The sequence below is a fragment of the Nocardia amikacinitolerans genome (assembly GCF_900215415.1).
Classification (GTDB): Bacteria; Actinomycetota; Actinomycetes; order Mycobacteriales; family Mycobacteriaceae; genus Nocardia; species Nocardia amikacinitolerans.
Window position 1 is genome coordinate 1,804,463 of the sequence record NZ_OBEG01000001.1, and the last position, 15,847, is coordinate 1,820,309.

Below are 15,847 nucleotides of genomic sequence, written 5' to 3' on the forward strand. Positions count from 1 at the left end.
CTCTGTTCGTCGGGTCGGCGCCCGGCGCGCCGACGTCGGCGAGAAGACCGTCCCGTCGCGGCGCGGCCTGGACGCGCTCGATGGCGGGACATGATTCGCGCGATCGGCGTTTCCTATCGCCCGCCGCTACGCCCGCCTCGCCGCCCGACACTCGTCTCGGTGCGAGAGGAGGACCCGGATGGCCCGGCTGCAGATCGACGCGGTGTCGAAACGTTTCGGCGCGACCGACGCGGTGCGCGAGGTGTCCCTGGACATCGCCGACGGCGAGTTCATGGTGCTGCTCGGTCCGAGCGGCTGCGGCAAGTCGACGCTGCTGCGGCTGATCGCCGGGTTGGAGACGCCGACCTCCGGACGCGTCCTGCTCGACGGCCGCGACATCACCGGCGTGGCCCCGCAGCAGCGGGACTTGGCGATGGTCTTCCAGAGTTACGCGCTGTACCCGCATCTCACGGTCGAACGCAACATCGCGTTCCCGCTGCGGGCCAGGCGCCAGTCCCGCGCCCGGATCGCCGAGCGGGTGGCGGAGGTCGCCGCGGCGCTCGAGCTGACGCCCCTGCTGCGGCGGCGCCCTGCGGCGCTGTCGGGCGGCCAGCGGCAACGAGTCGCTCTGGCGCGCGCCATGGTTCGCGATCCCGGCGCCTTTCTCATGGACGAGCCGCTGTCGAACCTGGACGCGAAGTTGCGCAGCGCGACGCGCGCCGAACTCATCGCGCTGCACCGCAGGCTCGGCGCGACCTTCCTGTACGTCACGCACGACCAGGTGGAGGCGATGACGATGGCCACCCGCATCGCGCTGTTCGAGGACGGCAGGCTGGCGCAGGTCGGCCCGCCCGAGGAGCTGTACGACCGGCCGCGCTCGACATTCGTCGCGGGCTTTCTCGGATCGCCGCCCATGAATCTGTTGTCCGCCACCGCCACCGTCACCGAGCGCGACGGTCGACTGCGTGTGGTCGCGGAGGGACTCGACGCCGCGCTCGGCATCCGGGGCGCCCACGGTGACATCGCGGTCACCGTGGGCGTCCGCCCGGAGCGGTTGCGTGTGGTCGCGGAGCGAGGCGCGCTGCGCGGTCGCGTGACGATGGTCGAGAACCTCGGCAGCGAGGAGTTGCTGCACGTGGACCTGGGCGGACAGTCGCTGTGCGCACGCGTCGCGCGGCCCGCCGCGGTCCGTCCCGGGGACGCCGTCGAACTCGACGCCGCGCCCGCCGACCTGCACCTGTTCGACCCGGACTCCGGGCTGCGGCTGACTTGGCGGGAACCACAACACCTTTCGACCACCGAGGCCACCACGCTCTCGGCGGTCTGACGCGACCCGAACACCGAACACGAGGAGCACCGTTGAAACGCATGATCTCCGCCATGGGCATCGCCCTGGCGACCACCCTGGCGGCCAGCGCCTGCGGCGGACTCGGCAGCACCGCGTCCGATGCGCCGTCGCAGGTCGGCCCGGTCCCGGAACTCGCTCCTGATCAACAGGTTTCGATCGTCTTCGAGTCCTACAACTACGGCATGGCCGGCGCGTGGACCGACACCTTCGACGCGCTGCTCGCCGAATTCCGCGCCGCGCACCCGAACATCTCGGTGACGGCGCGGAAACCGCAGGGCAACAGCCCCAATCCGGCCACCGACACCATCTCCAGCATCCAGAACCAGCTGGTGGCGGGCACGCCGCCGGACGTGGCCCAGCTGGGGTTCAGCGATCTGGATTTCACCGTGAACGAGTTGCGCGCCAAACCGCTCGACGCGCTGTTCGGTAGGGACGCGGTGCAGCGGAACTTCGACGGCGCCGAGCACGGCTACGCGCCGCGGGCCCGCACCCTCGCCGACTGGAACGGTCAGACCTACGGCGTCCCGTTCGTCTTCTCCACGCCCGTGTTGTATTACAACGCCACGCTTTTCGCGCAGGCCGGGCTCGATCCGAACCGCCCGCCCACGACTTGGCAGGAGGTGGCCGAGGCGGCCGAGGCGATCACCGCGGCGACCGACAAGGACGGCGTGTACATCGACTGCCTGACCAAGACGGCCAAGGACTGGTGCTTCCAGTCTCTGGTCCGCTCCAACGGAGGCCGGGTCCTCGCCGAGGATCGGCGCACCCTCACCTACGCGGAGGACGCGGCGGTCGAGGTGACGAGAATGGCGCAGGATCTGGTGCGCGGCGGCGCCATGCCCGCGCTGAATCAGAAGCAGGGCTACGAGGCGTTCGGTCGCGGCGAGATCGGCATGATCCTGGAGACCAGCGCGATCCAGGGGCAGTTCGTCAAGGGCGCGCAGGATCGCTGGGATCTGCGTTCGGCCCCGATGCCGAGCTTCGGCGCCAAGCCGACCGTTCCGACGAATTCCGGTGCCTCCCTGTACATTCTGTCCGACGACCCGGCCAAGCAGCGCGCGGCGTGGCAGCTGATCGAGTTCCTCACCAGCGAGCGCGCCTATGTCCGCATCGCGCAGGGCATCGGGTATCTGCCGCTGCGCACCGGCCTGCTCGACGACGAGGACGGCCTGCGGGACTGGGCGCGCCGTAACCCACTGCTCGCGCCGAACGTCGCCCAGCTCGCGACGATGGAGCCGTGGATCTCCATGCCGGGCAACAATTATCTGCAGATCCGCGACGGCATGATGGACGCGGTCGAGGCCGTCGTCTTCCACGGCGCCGATCCGAAGTCCACCCTGACGGCCGCACAGGAGCAGGGCCGCAAGCTGCTCCCGGTCGCATGAACGCGGTCACGGTCGTCCAGCTCACCGATCTGCACCTGCGTCCGGAGGGCGAGCTGGTGCACGGCACGGTCGACACGTTCGCGACCGTGCGCCGAACCCTGTCCGAACTGGTAACCGCACGCCGTCCGGTCGACGCGCTTGTCCTCTCCGGTGATCTCGCCGACAACGGCGCACCGGAGGCGTATCGGCGGTTGCGCGCGCTGGTCACACCCGCGGCCGACGCGCTCGGCGCCGAAATCGTCTACGCCATGGGCAATCACGACGAACGTGTCGCGTTCGCCGCGGAACTGCTCGACCGGACCGTGGCTCTCGAGACCACGATCGACCACGTCACGCAGGTGCGCGGACTGCGAATCATCGTGCTGGACAGCACCATTCCCGGTCGACACCACGGCGAGCTGAGCGGACCACAGCTCGACTGGTTGGCCGCCGAACTGCGCACACCCGTGCCGCGCGGAACACTGGTCGTGTTGCACCACCCGCCGATTCCCTCCCCCGTCGCCGGACCCGACCTGCTGCGGCTGCGCCGGCCCGAACTGCTGGCCGAGGCGGTCGGCGGCACCGACGTCCGGATGATCGTGTGCGGGCACAACCACGCGACAGCGGCCGGTGCGCTGGCGGGTGTTCCGGTGTGGGTCGGCCCCGCGCTGGCCTATCGGGTCGACCCGTTCGCGCCCGCTGGCAGGCACCGCGGCTTCGCCGGATCCGGTTTCAGCCGTATCGATGTGATGGACTCGGGCACGGTGGCGACGGCGGTGGAGACCACTCCGGCGCCGTCGGTCTACGACCACGACGAGCGGGAGGTGCTCGATCAGCTCGCGGCGCTCGGCGCCGGGCGAGGGTGAGGCGATGTTCGTCGTCGAGTCGCCATCGGCAGCTCCGGCGGTTCAGCCGTCGGTCCGCCGCGGCGTCCGTGAAAAGATCCGCGCCGCAGGCCGTTCCGTCGTTCCCTATCTGTACCTGCTGCCCGCTGTCGTGCTGCTCGTCCTGTGGACATACCGTCCGCTGGTGCAGGCGGTCGAATTGTCCACGTACTCCTGGAATCTGCTGCCCATCTCCCCTGTGCGGCCGGTCGGCGCGGCCAACTACGAGCGGCTGGTCGAGCTGCCCGCCTTCCGGGATTCGCTGGCCCGCACGGCGGTGCTGATCGCGGGACTGCTGCCGTTCACGGTCCTGCTTCCGCTGGCGCTCGCCATGACCGCCCGGCGGGTCGGCGTCCGGGCGCGCACGGTCTACCAGGCGCTCGTCTTCCTGCCGTTCCTCGTCGCCCCGGTCGCCGCGGCGGCGGTCTGGCGCTGGCTGCTGCACCCCGGCGGCGGGGCGGTCGACCGGGTGCTCGGTTCGGGGCGCAACTGGGTCTACGACGCCGCGACCGCGCACCCGGTGATCATCGTCATCACCGGCTGGCAGCTGCTCGGCTTCGCCACGCTCGTCGTCTCGGCGGGACTGGCGGGAATCAATCCGGACTACTCGGAAGCCGCCCGGGTCGACGGTGCGAGTCCGCGGCAGATCCGCCGGTGGATCACCGTGCCACTGCTGTCGCCGACGCTGCTGTTCCTCGTCCTCACCACCGTCCTGCTCACGCCGACGCTGACTTTCCCGCTCATCGACTCGATGACCCAGGGCGGTCCCTCGCAGGCCACCACGAATGTCTACTACCTGCTGTGGGATTACGCGTTCCACAGTTTCGACGCCGGGCTCAGCGCGGCGGCGGGCGTGCTGCTGTTCGCCGGCTTCGCGGTCGTCGCGGGATCGCTGGTGTGGCTCTCGGAAAGGCTGTCGTATCACGATGATTGAGCGTCTGCGCGGCGTCGGCCGTCATCTGCTGCTCGGCGGCGTCGCGATCGCCTGCGCGTTCCCGGTGTACTGGTTGTTCGCGACCGCGCTGCGCCGACCGGCCGACGTGATGTCGCTCTCGCCGCTTCCGTGGCCGCTGTCGCTGGACAGCTACACCGACGCGGCCGAGAAGGTCGATCTGGCGGGTCTTTTCGTCAACACCGCGGTGGTCGCGCTGTGCTCGGCCGCGGCGCAACTGCTCGTCGCGCTGCTCGCCTCCTACGCCTTCGCCATGTACTCCTTCCCGTTCCGGCGGGTGCTGTATCTGGCGTTCGTCGGCACGTGGCTGGTGCCGTTCCAGGTGACGATGCTGCCGAACTATGTGCTGCTCAACCGTTTCGGGCTCATCGACACGTTGATCGGCGTGGTGCTGCCGACGCTGTGCTCCGCGCTCGCGGTGCTACTCCTGCGCCAGCACATGGCGAGCTTCCCCGCCGAGCTGGTCGCCGCCGCCAAGCTGGACGGCCGTTCGTCGTGGTCGATCCTGTGGACCGTCGTGGTACCGAATCTGCGGCCCGCGCTTGCCGCGCTCGGCATCCTGTTGTTCGTCAACGCGTGGAACGAGTACTTCTGGCCCGCGGTCGTGCTGCGCCGCTCCAACGGCGTGCTGCAACTGGGTCTGCGCAGCTTCATGGGCACCGAGGGCGAGGACTGGGGGCCGATGATGGCCGTGGCGAGCCTCGCGTGTCTGCCGGTGCTGCTGCTGTATCTGGTGTTGCAGCGCCAGATCACGAACGCGTTCGTCCGCTCCGGGCTGAAATGAGCTAGACCGGCACCGTCTGCTCGTGCGGTGCCTCGATCGCGTCGAGGAACAGCCCCACCGCGGGGTTGGTCTCCTCGGCGCGCCACACCGCGAACAGATCCAAGGTCGGCACCGGATCGAGCAGCTTGACCGCCACGGCCCCGCTGTCCGGGCCGCCCATGTTCATCGACTGCGCCCGCGGCAGCGAGGCGAATCCGACGAACGGCCGCACCGAGACCATGTGCGCGGTCGCACCGGGATCGTCGGCGGTCTGCGCCACATCGAGGCCGATCCGGTTGTCCGCGGCGGCACGAAAGATGGAGTCGTACATCGCCGGACACTGCTCACGGGCGAAGAGCACACACCGCTGCTCGGCGAGTTCCGCGAACCGGACCCCCGAGCGTCCCGCCCAGCGATGCGTCCGTCCCACCACCGCCACCAGCGGAATACGTTGCAGTAGTGGACGATAGCGGAACGCGGCGGTGTGCGGGTGGCCGTACACCAGCCCGACGTCGAGTGTTCCGTCGTTCAAGGCGGCCAGCTGCGGGCCGGTGCGCTTCTCCCACAGCGAGACCGTGACATCCGGGTGCTCGCGCGCCATCCTGGCCAGCGCGTCGGGCAGGACGTGCCTGCTCGCGGGCAGGTTGTAACCGACATTCAGGCTGCCGGAGTGGCCCGCGGCGGCGGCTTTGGTGATCTCGGCGGCGCGATCCAGTTGCGCGACGATCAGCCGGGCCTGTCCCTCGAATTCGCGTCCGGCCGGTGTCAGCTTCACCTCGTGCGAGTTCCGGGACACCAGTTGCACGCCGAGGGACTTCTCCAATTTCCGCAGCTGCGCGCTGAGGCTCGGTTGGGTCAGGTGCAGCCGCTGCGCGGCGCGACCGAAGTGCAGTTCCTCGGCGAGCGCGAGAAACGACATCAGATGCCGGAGTTCCATACCGACTCCTTCCCGTGCTCGTCACGCTAACGGTGTCGAGTAACGGGAAGTGAATCGCGCGCCAACGTTCGCGGCAGGCCCGATGACCGAGCCGTTGCCCGCTCAGGCGAACTTGATCTCCAGACCGATGCCGAGGATGGCGATGACCCAGATGACGCCGGTGAAGATCGTGACGCGGTCGAGGTTCTTCTCGACGACGGTGGAGCCGGACAGGCTCGATTGCACGCCGCCGCCGAACAGGCTGGACAGGCCTCCACCCTTGGCGCGGTGCAGCAGCACCAGCAGCACCAGCAGCAGGCTGGTGATGATCAGGAGGATATCCAGGAACATCCGCATGGCGACCAGTCTATGGGGTGCCATGATCACCCGCCTAATGGGCCTCGGCGGCGAGGCCTATCGGCGGTCCATCGCGACGAGATGGGTGATCTGGTCCTCGCCCGCGGAGAACTCCGCCACCGCGTGCTCGCGGATCTGGTCCTGCGCGGTGAGCCGCACCTGATGCTGCTGCATGTGCTCGGCCCAGGAGCGCACCACGAAGGCCTCGACGTACCGATCGACCACGCCGACGTCGCGATACAGCCGCCATTCCATCGCGCCCGTGCGCTGGCGCGACCGGCCGACGAACGCCATCGCGGCGAGGAACTCCTCGACCCGGTCCTCCGGCACGTCGTAGCCGCGCAGCACCAGCACCGGGCCGTCGTCCGGCTCGGGCTCGACCACCAGCTCGGGTTCCGGCCAGAACGCCGACGGCGTGAGGTCGAGCTCCTCGGCGTTGTGCCGGATCGGCAGCCACACGCTGCTCACCGCGCTGGCCGCCAGCAACGCCGCGGCGATCAGCAGTGCGGTCACCGGCGCGAGCGCACCGGCGACCAATCCCCAGAGCAGCGAACCGATGGCCTGCCCGCCCATGAAGACCAGCATGTAGACCGAGAGCCCGCGGGCGCGCACCCAGGCGGGCAGCAGCAGCTGCATGGTGGAGTTCATCGTCGACATGGCCAGCAGCCAGGCCAGACCCGCGCCGACGAGCAGCACCAGCACCACCGCCACGTTGTGCAGCAGGGCCGCGCCCGCCGAGGCGATGCCGAACAGCACGGCGGCCGCGGTCAGCCGTTGCGTGGGTGTCAACAGCGCGCGGATCCGCGACAGGCCGAACGCGCCGAGCACGGCCCCGACGCCGAGCGCGCCGAGCATCAAGCCGTAGCCCGAGGAGGACAGGCCGAGCGAGTCCCGCGCGATCACCGGAAGCAGCGCCCACAGCGCGCTGGCGGGGGCGATGAACAGGATCGACCGCAGCAGCACCCGGCGGATCGCGGGCGCGGCGCGGATGAACCTCGTGCCCGCCTGGAGCGCCGCCAGCGGCCGCTCGGTGGGCAGCTGCCGGTCGGTGACCGGCCTGCGCCACACGGTCAACACGGCGACGATCCCGGCGAAGGACGCCGCGTTGAGCGCGAACACCAGCGTCGGCCCGGACAGCGAGACCAGGACGCCCGCGACCGCGGGTCCCACGGCGCGGCCGATGTTGATGTTCATGCTGCCCAGTGCCGCGACGGACGGAATCTGTTCGCGCGGAACCAGTTCCGGCTGGATCGCCTGCCACGCCGGCGCGGTGAGCGCCTGTCCGCAGCCGAGCAGGAACAGCAGCGTGAGCAGGACCGCGGGCGTGGTGTGGTCCGTCGCGGTGGAGATCGCCAACAACGTGGCAAGCAGCGCCATCGCGGACTGGGCGCCCAGCAGCAGGCGGCGGCGATCGACCAGGTCGGCGAGCACGCCGGAGGGTATGGACAGCAACATGACCGGCAGCGTGATCGCGGTCTGCACGAACGACACCAGCGTCGCCGCGTTCGGCTCGTCGACCAGAATCCACTGCGCGCCGACCGTCTGCATCCACGTGCCGAGATTCGACACCAACTGCGCGATCCACAACGCCCGATAGATCGGCGACCGCAGCGGCGCCCAGGTGGAGAGCGGGGTCGTCGCGTCGGCAGTGGTCACTCCGCAGAGCATATCGCCGCGCGAAAACCCGCACCTTCCTACGTAGCAGCGGTGCCGCACTCGACCGGCCGGGGCTGGATCCCCGGTTCGCGGGCCGGGGGCTCGGTAGCATCGCGGCCATGGCCTCTCTTACGCGACTCGTCCCAGTGTTGTTGCTCGCGTTCGGTGTCGCCGCGTGCGGGGGCGCGGAGGACGGTGAGCCGACCGAGCCGGAGGCGACGCCGATGGGCCGGACCTTTCTGTCGGCCGAGGTGGAGGGCGCGCCGATTCCGGGTGGCGGGCCGCTCCGCTTGCGGTTCGCGGACGGCAACATCACCGCGTACGCGGGGTGCAACACCATTTCGGGGGCGGTGACGCTGGACGAGCACGTGTTGCGGGTCGACGAGCTGGCGAGCACGCTCATCGGTTGTCCCGGTGACCTCGCGAAAGCGGACCAGTGGGTGGACACGCTGCTGACCTCCGCGCCGACCTGGCAGCTCGACGGCGACACCCTGACGTTGAAGAACAACGAGCAGACGGTCACGCTGCTGGACAAGAAGGTCGCGCAGCCGGACAAACCGTTGCGCGGCACCACGTGGGTGGTGAACGGGCTGATCACGCCGGACGCGCAGATCCAGTCCCAAGCCATCGTCGACGCGAAGCCGACGCTGGTGATCGCCGAGGACGGCGCGGTCACCGGTTCGGCGGGCTGCAACCGGCTGACCGGCACGGCGACCGTCGAACCGAGCCAGGACGCCGAGAAGGTCACCTTTCAGGTGGCCACCACCAAAATGATGTGCCCGCCGGAGGTGATGGAGGTCGAGGCCGCGGTGCTGCGCGTGCTCGACGGACAGACCACCGCCACCATCGACGCCGACGTGCTCACCCTGCGCAACGCGAACGGCCACGGCCTGACGCTGACGGCCCAGTAGCCGGATCCTGGCGAGTACCACCCGCCCGCCGAAACGCCGTCGGCCCGGCATCGCCTCCGCGATACCGGGCCGACTTCGAGCGTTGTGCCCTATGCCAGGAACGGCTCGGCGCCGTCCACAGCTCAGGGCAGCGGACCGCCCGCGGCGATCGCCGAGAGCGTGGCGAACTCGTCGCCCTTCAGCGACGCGCCGCCGACCAGCGCACCGTCGATGTCGGGCTGAGCGACCAGCTCGCCGACATTCTTGGCGTTGACCGAACCGCCGTAGAGCACCCGCACCTCCATGGCGACCTCGGGCGAGGCCAGCTCGCCGAGCTCGGCGCGGATGGCGCCGCACACCTCCTGCGCGTCGGCGGGGGTGGCGACCTTGCCGGTGCCGATGGCCCAGACCGGCTCGTAGGCGATGACGACCTTCGAGATCTCCTCGGCCGTCAGGCCTTTCAGCGAACCGCGCAACTGCTCGAGGTTGTACTCGACGTGCGTGCCCGCCTCCCTGACGTTCAGGCCCTCGCCGATGCAGACGATCGGCGTGATGCCGTGCTTGAGCGCCTGCTTGGCCTTGGCGAGCACGGTGGCGTCGTCCTCGTTGTGGTACTGCCGCCGCTCCGAGTGCCCGACCACCGCGAAGGTGCAGCCGAGCTTGGCCAGCATGCCGCCGCTGATCTCACCGGTGTAGGCGCCCGAGTCGTACATGGAGACGTCCTGCGCACCGTAGGTGATCAGCAGCTTGTCGCCCTCGACGAGGGTTTGCACGCTGCGGATGTCGGTGAACGGCGGGATGACCGCCACGTCGACCTTGGCGAAGTACTTCTCCGGCAGCGCGAAGGCGATCTTCTGCACCAGGGCGATGGCCTCGAGGTGGTTGAGGTTCATCTTCCAGTTGCCCGCGATAAGCGGTTTCCGTGCCATGGATCAGTCCTCCAACACGCTGATGCCGGGGAGTTCCTTGCCCTCCAGGTACTCCAGCGACGCGCCGCCGCCGGTGGAGATGTGCGAGAAACCGTCCTCGGGCAGGCCGAGCGCGCGCACGGCCGCGGCCGAGTCGCCGCCGCCGACCACGGTGAACGCACCCTTGCCGGTCGCGGTGACGATGGCCTCGGCGACTCCGCGGGTGCCCGCGGCGAAGTTCGCGAACTCGAACACGCCCATCGGGCCGTTCCAGAACACCGTCTTCGCCTCGGTGAGCAGCGCCGCGAAGCGGTCGACCGACTCCGGGCCCACGTCCAGCCCCATCCAGCCTTCGGGGATCTCGTTGGCGGGCACGATCTTGGAGTCGGCGTCGGCGGCGAACTTGTCCGCCACCACGATGTCGCGCGGCAGGTGGATGACGTCGCCGAAGCGCTCGAGCAGGCCCTTGCAGGTGTCGATCATCTCTTCCTGCAGCAGCGAGGAGCCCACCGAAAGGCCCTGTGCGGCAAGGAAGGTGAAGCACATGCCGCCGCCGATCACCAGGGTGTCGACCTTCGGAGCGAGCGCCTCGATGACCGCCAGCTTGTCGGAGACCTTCGAGCCGCCGAGCACGACCGCGTACGGCCGCTCCGGGTTCTCTGTCAGCTTGGCCAGCACGTCGACCTCGGCAGCGACCAGCGTGCCCGCGTAGTGCGGGAGCAGCTTGGCCACGTCGTAGACCGAGGCCTGCTTGCGGTGCACGACGCCGAAGCCGTCGGAGACGAACGCGCCGTCGTCACCGACCAGTTCGACGAGCGCCGCGGCGAGCTTGCCGCGCTCGGCGTCGTCCTTGCTGGTCTCGCGGGGATCGAAGCGCACGTTCTCCAGCAGCAGCACGTCGCCGTCGGTGAGGCCCTCCGAGCGCGAGAGCGCGTCGTAGCCCACCACGTCACCGGCCAGCTGGACATTGCGGCCGAGCAGCTCGGCCAGCTTCGCGGCGACCGGAGCCAGCGAGAACTTCGGGTCCGGCTCGCCCTTCGGGCGGCCGAGGTGCGCGGTGACGACGACCTTGGCGCCGGCCTGGACCAGCGCCTCGATGGTCGGCACCGACGCGATGATGCGACCGGGGTCGGTGATCTCGCCGTTGTCGTCGAGGGGAACGTTCAGGTCGGAGCGCACCAGCACGCCCCGGCCCTCGACGCCTTCGTTCAGGAGATCCTGGAGTGTCTTGACTGCCATGCCGATCAGAGGGACTTGCCGACGAGGCCGATGAGGTCGGCGAGGCGGTTGGAGTAGCCCCACTCGTTGTCGTACCACGACACGACCTTCACCTGATCGTCGATGACCTTGGTCAGCGGCGCGTCGTAGATCGACGAGTGCGGGTCGGTGACGATGTCGCTGGACACGATCGGGTCCGTGTTGTACTTCAGGATGCCCTTCAGCGGGCCCTCGGCGGCGGCCTTGTACGCGGCGTTGATCTCGTCGATCGTGGCCGACTTGCGCAGGGTCGCGGTCAGGTCGGTGACCGAGCCGGTCGGGACCGGAACACGCAGCGCGTAGCCGTCCAGCTTGCCCTGCAGCTCGGGCAGCACCAGGCCGATGGCCTTGGCGGCGCCGGTGCCGGTGGGCACGATGTTCAGCGCGGCGGCGCGGGCGCGACGCAGGTCGCTGTGCGGGCCGTCCTGCAGGTTCTGGTCCTGGGTGTAGGCGTGGATCGTGGTCATCAGGCCACGCTCGATGCCGAACTCGTCGTTGAGGACCTTGGCCAGCGGGCCGAGGCAGTTGGTGGTGCAGGACGCGTTGGAGATGATGTTCTGGCTGCCGTCGTACTGGCTGTCGTTGACACCCATGACCACGGTCAGGTCCTCACCCTTGGCCGGGGCGGAGATGATGACCTTCTTGGCGCCCGCCGCCAGGTGGCCCTTGGCCTTGGTGGCGTCGGTGAAGATGCCGGTGGACTCGACGACGACGTCGACGCCCAGGTCGCCCCAGGGCAGCGCCGCCGGGCCTTCCTTGATGGCCAGCGCCTTGATCCGCTGGTCGCCGACCACGATGGTGTCCTCGCCGTCCAGCGAGACATCCTGCGGCAGACGGCCGAGGATCGAGTCGTACTTCAGCAGCGTGGCCAGGGTCGCGTTGTCGGTGAGGTCGTTGACCGCGACGATCTCGATATCGGTGGTGCCGAGCGCCTTCTGCGCCTCCACCGCCCGGAAGAAGTTACGTCCGATACGACCGAAGCCGTTGATGCCTACCCGGACTGTCACGTTATCGCTCCTCAGCTTTCAAGCGGATTCATTCCGATGCCTTACTCACACTAGTGCCCTACCGTCACCTCTCCGACACGCACCTGGCGCGGTGAGGACCGCCCGAGGGCCGTGACCGGTCACGATCCGGCGACCGGCCGCCCAGGTGGGCGCCACGTCGACGACGGCGCGACCGGCCGTTCGCGTCGTCCGCGCGGGACCTGGGACGGCGACAATCCCCCTCGACAGAACTCCGCGTGTCGCGGAAGCACAGCGCCCCAATGCTTTTCGCCGCCGCACCGCCCGACGAACGCACCGATGGCGCCATCGCCGGTTCGTCGCGGCCAGTGCGCCGCCGAGGACGCCCGGAAAATCGCCGGCGCATCCCGCGTGGCGCGGCAGGATGGACGGCTTCGTCGACCTCGCGCCCCTCCTCGCCGAGCCGGACGGTGACCGACCCGCCGCGTACGCCGAGGCCGCGCTCGCGCCGCACAGCCCGGCCGAACCCGCCTGGTTCCTCCGCACCGGCGAGAAACCCCGCGAACGCTGGGCCCACACACGCGACACGCCCCGGGTGCCGGAATCGGCTCTCGGGGCGTGCGGTGATTCGAGTGCCCTCAGGCCTCGTCGAGAAGCTCTGCGGTGACCGCGGATTCGGTGTCGGGCACGCCGAGTTCCTTGGCGCGCCGGTCCGCCATCGACAGCAGGCGCCGAATCCGGCCCGCCACAGCGTCTTTCGTCATCGGCGGTTCGGCGAGCTGACCGAGTTCCTCCAGCGACGCCTGGCGATGCTGCACGCGCAGCTTGCCCGCCGCGGCCAAGTGATCGGGCACCTCCTCGCCCAGGATCTCCAGCGCGCGCTCCACCCGGGCGGCCGCTGCGACGGCGGCCCGCGCCGAGCGGCGCAGGTTGGCGTCGTCGAAGTTGGCAAGCCGGTTGGCGGTGGCGCGCACCTCGCGCCGCATCCGGCGCTCCTCCCAGGTGAGCCGGGTGTCCTGGGCGCCCATCCTGGTCAGCAGCGCGCCGATGGCCTCGCCGTCGCGCACCACGACGCGATCGGTGCCGCGCACCTCGCGCGCCTTGGCCGTGATGCCGAGCCTGCGGGCCGCGCCGACCAGCGCGAGCGCCGCCTCCGGGCCGGGGCAGCTGACCTCGAGCGCGGACGAACGACCGGGCTCGGTGAGCGAGCCGTGCGCGAGAAACGCTCCGCGCCAAGCGGCTTCGGCGTCGGCGATGCTGCCGCCGACCACCTGGGCGGGCAGTCCGCGCACCGGGCGGCCGCGCACGTCGAGCAGGCCGGTCTGCCTGGCCAGCGCCTCGCCCTCCTTGGACACCCGCACGACGTAACGGGAGGTCTTGCGCAGACCGCCCGCGCCGAGCACGTGCACGTCGGAGCCGTAGCCGTACAGCTCGAAGATCTCCCGGCGTAGCCGTCGGGCGATGGATCCCATGTCCACCTCCGCCTCGACGATCACCCGGCCTCCGACGATGTGCAGGCCACCCGCGAAACGCAACAGGGCGGAGAGTTCCGCCTTGCGGGAACTCACCTGGGACACCGTGAGCCTGCTCAGCTCGTCTTTCACTTCGGCTGTCATCGCCACGAGACGCGCTCCTTTCCACCCAACCCGGACCGCACATCCGCGCCCATGTGCCGTCCCTCGACTCGAAGCCCTGCCATTTGCGGCCGAGGTTGCCGGATCAGCTGATCCAGGGCGGCGGCAAGCTTTCCGGGGTGATGCCGGTCAGTTCCCGCTTCGGCGACATCGGAGAAGGTTACTCGCGCCCGCAACTGTTCGGCAGCCCTGGCCACATGTTCGCGTTCCCGTCCCTCCGGCACCGAGCCGGAATCGACCAAGACCTCGTCGACAACGAATTCCGGTGCGTGCTGGGACAATACATGTAGATGGCGCTCGGCGGAGAAACCGGCCGTCTCCCCCGGTTCGGCGGCCAGGTTGAGCACGAGCACCTTCCGCGCCCTGGTGTAGACCAGCGCGTCGCGCAGTTCCGGGACGAGGACGTGCGGAATCACGCTGGTGAACCACGAGCCCGGCCCGAGCACCACCACGTCGGCGTGTTCGATGGCCGAGGTCGCCTCCGGGCTGGCGGGCGGATCGGACGGGATCAGCCGCACGCGCCGCACCTTGCCCGGCGTGGTGGCGACCGCGACCTGGCCGCGGATGCAGCGGCTGACCCGCGGGTCCGCTTCCAAACCCGAGACGTCGGCCTCGATGTCGAGCGCGATCGGCGACATCGGGAGCACCCGACCGCTGGCGCGCAACATCTTGGCCACCTCGTCCAGCGCCGCGACGGGATCGCCGAGCACCTCGGTCAGCCCCGCGAGAATGAGGTTGCCGACGGAATGACCAGCGAGCGCGCCGGTGCCGCCGAAACGGTGCTGAACGGTCTGCGTCCACACGCCTTCGGGATCCGCGGCGAGGGCGGCCAACGCCATGCGCAGATCCCCCGGCGGCAGCACCCCGAGCTCGGCGCGCAGCCTGCCCGAGGATCCGCCGTCGTCGGCGACGGTCACCACCGCGCAGATCTTCCTGGTCAGCCGCCGCACCGCCGTCAGCGTCGCGTACAGCCCGTGCCCACCACCCAGTGCGACGATGGCGGGATTCGATTCCCACCCGGTCATTCGCGCCCCAGATCCCGGTGCACGACCCGCACGACGTCGGCGGAGCCGTCGGACTCCGGCCCGATGAGTTCGCCCAGCGCCTCGGCGATCGCCACGCTGCGGTGCTTGCCCCCCGTGCAGCCCACTGCCACCGTCATGTATCGCTTCCCCTCTTGGCGGTAACCGTTCGTCGTCAGGTCGACGAGGTGGCGGCAGGTGTGCAGGTAGTCGGTCGCCCCGGGGCGCGACAGCACGTACTCGCTGACCACCGTCTCCTGTCCCGTGTGTTCCCGCAGTTCCGGTATCCAATGTGGATTGGGTAGAAAACGCACATCCAACACCATGTCGGCGTCCAACGGAACCCCGTACTTGAAGCCGAAGGACTGCACGGTCAGCTGCAGCGCGGCGGGCGCGCCGCCGCCGTACGCCTCCTCCAGCTTGCGGTGCAGCTGGTGGATGGACAACTCGGTGGTGTCGATCACCAGGTCGGCGGCGGTCTTCACGGCCGAGAGACGCACCCGCTCGGCGGCGATGCCCGCGGACAGCGTGCCGTCGGCGCTCTCGCTCTGCAGCGGGTGGCGGCGGCGGGCGAAGCCGAACCGGCGGATCAGCACGTCGTCGGAGGCCTCGAGAAAGAGCACCCTGGTCCGCACGCCGAGCGCGCGCAGCTGTTCGGTGACCACCGAGAGATCGCCGGTGAAGAATCTGCTGCGCACGTCCATGACCAGCGCCAAGCGCCGGATCGGCGGCTCGGCGGACGCGCCGAGTTCGACGAGTCTGCCGATCAGTTCGGGCGGCAGGTTGTCGGCGACATACCAGCCGAGATCCTCCAGCACCCGCGCTGCGGTGCCGCGGCCCGCGCCGGACAGACCGGTCACGATGACGACCTCGACCTGCTGGCACAGCTGGTTGCCCGCGCGCTGGCCGCCCGCACTGTTGTTCGATTCGACGCGTGTCATGTCCTACCGGA

At 69.7% G+C, this 15,847-nt stretch carries 15 protein-coding genes; 6 read left to right on the forward strand and 9 right to left on the reverse strand.

Translation table 11 applies throughout. The features are described from left to right. The first annotated feature begins 178 nt into the window (after positions 1-178). The 5 genes from CRP45_RS08290 to CRP45_RS08310 are packed head-to-tail and all read left to right on the forward strand — an operon-like array spanning position 179 to position 5,311. Positions 179-1,306 carry an ABC transporter ATP-binding protein gene (locus CRP45_RS08290; protein WP_097244438.1) on the forward strand — a complete coding sequence of 376 codons (1,128 nt, stop codon included), beginning with the start codon at positions 179-181 and terminating at the stop codon, positions 1,304-1,306. 41 nt (positions 1,307-1,347) lie between these two features. Beyond that, positions 1,348-2,712: an ABC transporter substrate-binding protein gene (locus CRP45_RS08295; RefSeq protein WP_097244439.1), complete on the forward strand. Its 1,365-nt coding sequence runs from the start codon at positions 1,348-1,350 to the stop codon at positions 2,710-2,712. Further along, positions 2,709-3,557 (forward strand): metallophosphoesterase, encoded by an 849-nt coding sequence (locus CRP45_RS08300; RefSeq protein ID WP_097244440.1) that lies wholly within the window; start codon positions 2,709-2,711, stop codon positions 3,555-3,557. Before CRP45_RS08295 ends, CRP45_RS08300 begins: the two co-directional genes overlap by 4 nt. Positions 3,558-3,561: 4 nt before the next feature. Beyond that, on the forward strand, positions 3,562-4,509 hold the full coding sequence (locus CRP45_RS08305) for a carbohydrate ABC transporter permease (protein WP_097244441.1): 948 nt from the start codon (positions 3,562-3,564) through the stop codon (positions 4,507-4,509). Then, a complete protein-coding gene (locus CRP45_RS08310) occupies positions 4,502-5,311 on the forward strand; it encodes a carbohydrate ABC transporter permease (RefSeq protein ID WP_097244442.1) in 810 nt (269 codons plus the stop codon). Before CRP45_RS08305 ends, CRP45_RS08310 begins: the two co-directional genes overlap by 8 nt. A 1-nt stretch (position 5,312) precedes the next feature. On the opposite strand, the gene CRP45_RS08315 is transcribed toward CRP45_RS08310, so the two are convergent. The 3 genes from CRP45_RS08315 to CRP45_RS08325 form a co-directional block, all read right to left on the reverse strand. Next, positions 5,313-6,227: a LysR family transcriptional regulator gene (locus CRP45_RS08315; RefSeq protein ID WP_097244443.1), complete on the reverse strand. Its 915-nt coding sequence runs from the start codon at positions 6,225-6,227 to the stop codon at positions 5,313-5,315. A 102-nt stretch (positions 6,228-6,329) separates the two neighbouring features. After that, entirely contained in the window at positions 6,330-6,563 is a 234-nt protein-coding gene (gene secG / locus CRP45_RS08320) for a preprotein translocase subunit SecG (RefSeq protein ID WP_067780768.1), read from the reverse strand. Between the two features lie 57 nt (positions 6,564-6,620). Further along, positions 6,621-8,231 carry an MFS transporter gene (locus CRP45_RS08325; protein WP_097244444.1) on the reverse strand — a complete coding sequence of 537 codons (1,611 nt, stop codon included), beginning with the start codon at positions 8,229-8,231 and terminating at the stop codon, positions 6,621-6,623. Between the two features lie 107 nt (positions 8,232-8,338). On the opposite strand from CRP45_RS08325, the gene CRP45_RS08330 reads away from it, so the two are divergent. Next, positions 8,339-9,130, forward strand: coding sequence for an META domain-containing protein (locus CRP45_RS08330; RefSeq protein ID WP_097244445.1), 792 nt, complete (start codon positions 8,339-8,341; stop codon positions 9,128-9,130). 122 nt (positions 9,131-9,252) lie between these two features. Here the strand turns inward: CRP45_RS08330 and tpiA are convergent, their stop codons facing one another. The 6 genes from tpiA to rapZ all read right to left on the reverse strand — a co-directional run bounded on the left by tpiA (position 9,253) and on the right by rapZ (position 15,836). Next, positions 9,253-10,038, reverse strand: coding sequence for a triose-phosphate isomerase (gene tpiA, locus CRP45_RS34500; protein ID WP_097244446.1), 786 nt, complete (start codon positions 10,036-10,038; stop codon positions 9,253-9,255). Between the two features lie 3 nt (positions 10,039-10,041). Next, positions 10,042-11,256, reverse strand: a complete 1,215-nt coding sequence (locus CRP45_RS34505; RefSeq protein WP_067780415.1) for a phosphoglycerate kinase — start codon at positions 11,254-11,256, stop codon at positions 10,042-10,044. 5 nt (positions 11,257-11,261) lie between these two features. Continuing rightward, on the reverse strand, positions 11,262-12,281 hold the full coding sequence (gap, locus tag CRP45_RS08345; protein WP_067780412.1) for a type I glyceraldehyde-3-phosphate dehydrogenase: 1,020 nt from the start codon (positions 12,279-12,281) through the stop codon (positions 11,262-11,264). A gap of 596 nt (positions 12,282-12,877) precedes the next feature. After that, the gene (gene whiA / locus CRP45_RS08355) at positions 12,878-13,855 is read right to left on the reverse strand and encodes a DNA-binding protein WhiA (RefSeq protein WP_174554775.1); all 978 of its coding nucleotides are present in this window, start codon (positions 13,853-13,855) and stop codon (positions 12,878-12,880) included. Beyond that, complete coding sequence (locus tag CRP45_RS08360) at positions 13,852-14,898, reverse strand: gluconeogenesis factor YvcK family protein (RefSeq protein WP_067780407.1); 1,047 nt, start codon at positions 14,896-14,898, stop codon at positions 13,852-13,854. The genes whiA and CRP45_RS08360 overlap by 4 nt, the downstream gene beginning before the upstream one ends. After that, positions 14,895-15,836, reverse strand: coding sequence for an RNase adapter RapZ (gene rapZ / locus CRP45_RS08365; protein WP_245909977.1), 942 nt, complete (start codon positions 15,834-15,836; stop codon positions 14,895-14,897). Before rapZ ends, CRP45_RS08360 begins: the two co-directional genes overlap by 4 nt. Between the last annotated feature and the right edge of the window lie 11 nt (positions 15,837-15,847).

Bases quoted from the DNA above. Each gene is read 5' to 3' on its own strand.
- secG (WP_067780768.1), bottom strand. From the start codon at position 6,563: ATGCGGATGTTCCTGGATATCCTCCTGATCATCACCAGCCTGCTGCTG.
- CRP45_RS08325 (WP_097244444.1), bottom strand. From the start codon at position 8,231: ATGCTCTGCGGAGTGACCACTGCCGACGCGACGACCCCGCTCTCCACC.
- tpiA (WP_097244446.1), bottom strand. From the start codon at position 10,038: ATGGCACGGAAACCGCTTATCGCGGGCAACTGGAAGATGAACCTCAAC.
- CRP45_RS34505 (WP_067780415.1), bottom strand. From the start codon at position 11,256: ATGGCAGTCAAGACACTCCAGGATCTCCTGAACGAAGGCGTCGAGGGC.
- CRP45_RS08310 (WP_097244442.1), top strand. From the start codon at position 4,502: ATGATTGAGCGTCTGCGCGGCGTCGGCCGTCATCTGCTGCTCGGCGGC.
- CRP45_RS08330 (WP_097244445.1), top strand. From the start codon at position 8,339: ATGGCCTCTCTTACGCGACTCGTCCCAGTGTTGTTGCTCGCGTTCGGT.
- CRP45_RS08305 (WP_097244441.1), top strand. From the start codon at position 3,562: ATGTTCGTCGTCGAGTCGCCATCGGCAGCTCCGGCGGTTCAGCCGTCG.
- rapZ (WP_245909977.1), bottom strand. From the start codon at position 15,836: ATGACACGCGTCGAATCGAACAACAGTGCGGGCGGCCAGCGCGCGGGC.
- CRP45_RS08300 (WP_097244440.1), top strand. From the start codon at position 2,709: ATGAACGCGGTCACGGTCGTCCAGCTCACCGATCTGCACCTGCGTCCG.
- CRP45_RS08290 (WP_097244438.1), top strand. From the start codon at position 179: ATGGCCCGGCTGCAGATCGACGCGGTGTCGAAACGTTTCGGCGCGACC.
- CRP45_RS08315 (WP_097244443.1), bottom strand. From the start codon at position 6,227: ATGGAACTCCGGCATCTGATGTCGTTTCTCGCGCTCGCCGAGGAACTG.
- whiA (WP_174554775.1), bottom strand. From the start codon at position 13,855: ATGACAGCCGAAGTGAAAGACGAGCTGAGCAGGCTCACGGTGTCCCAG.
- CRP45_RS08360 (WP_067780407.1), bottom strand. From the start codon at position 14,898: ATGACCGGGTGGGAATCGAATCCCGCCATCGTCGCACTGGGTGGTGGG.
- CRP45_RS08295 (WP_097244439.1), top strand. From the start codon at position 1,348: ATGATCTCCGCCATGGGCATCGCCCTGGCGACCACCCTGGCGGCCAGC.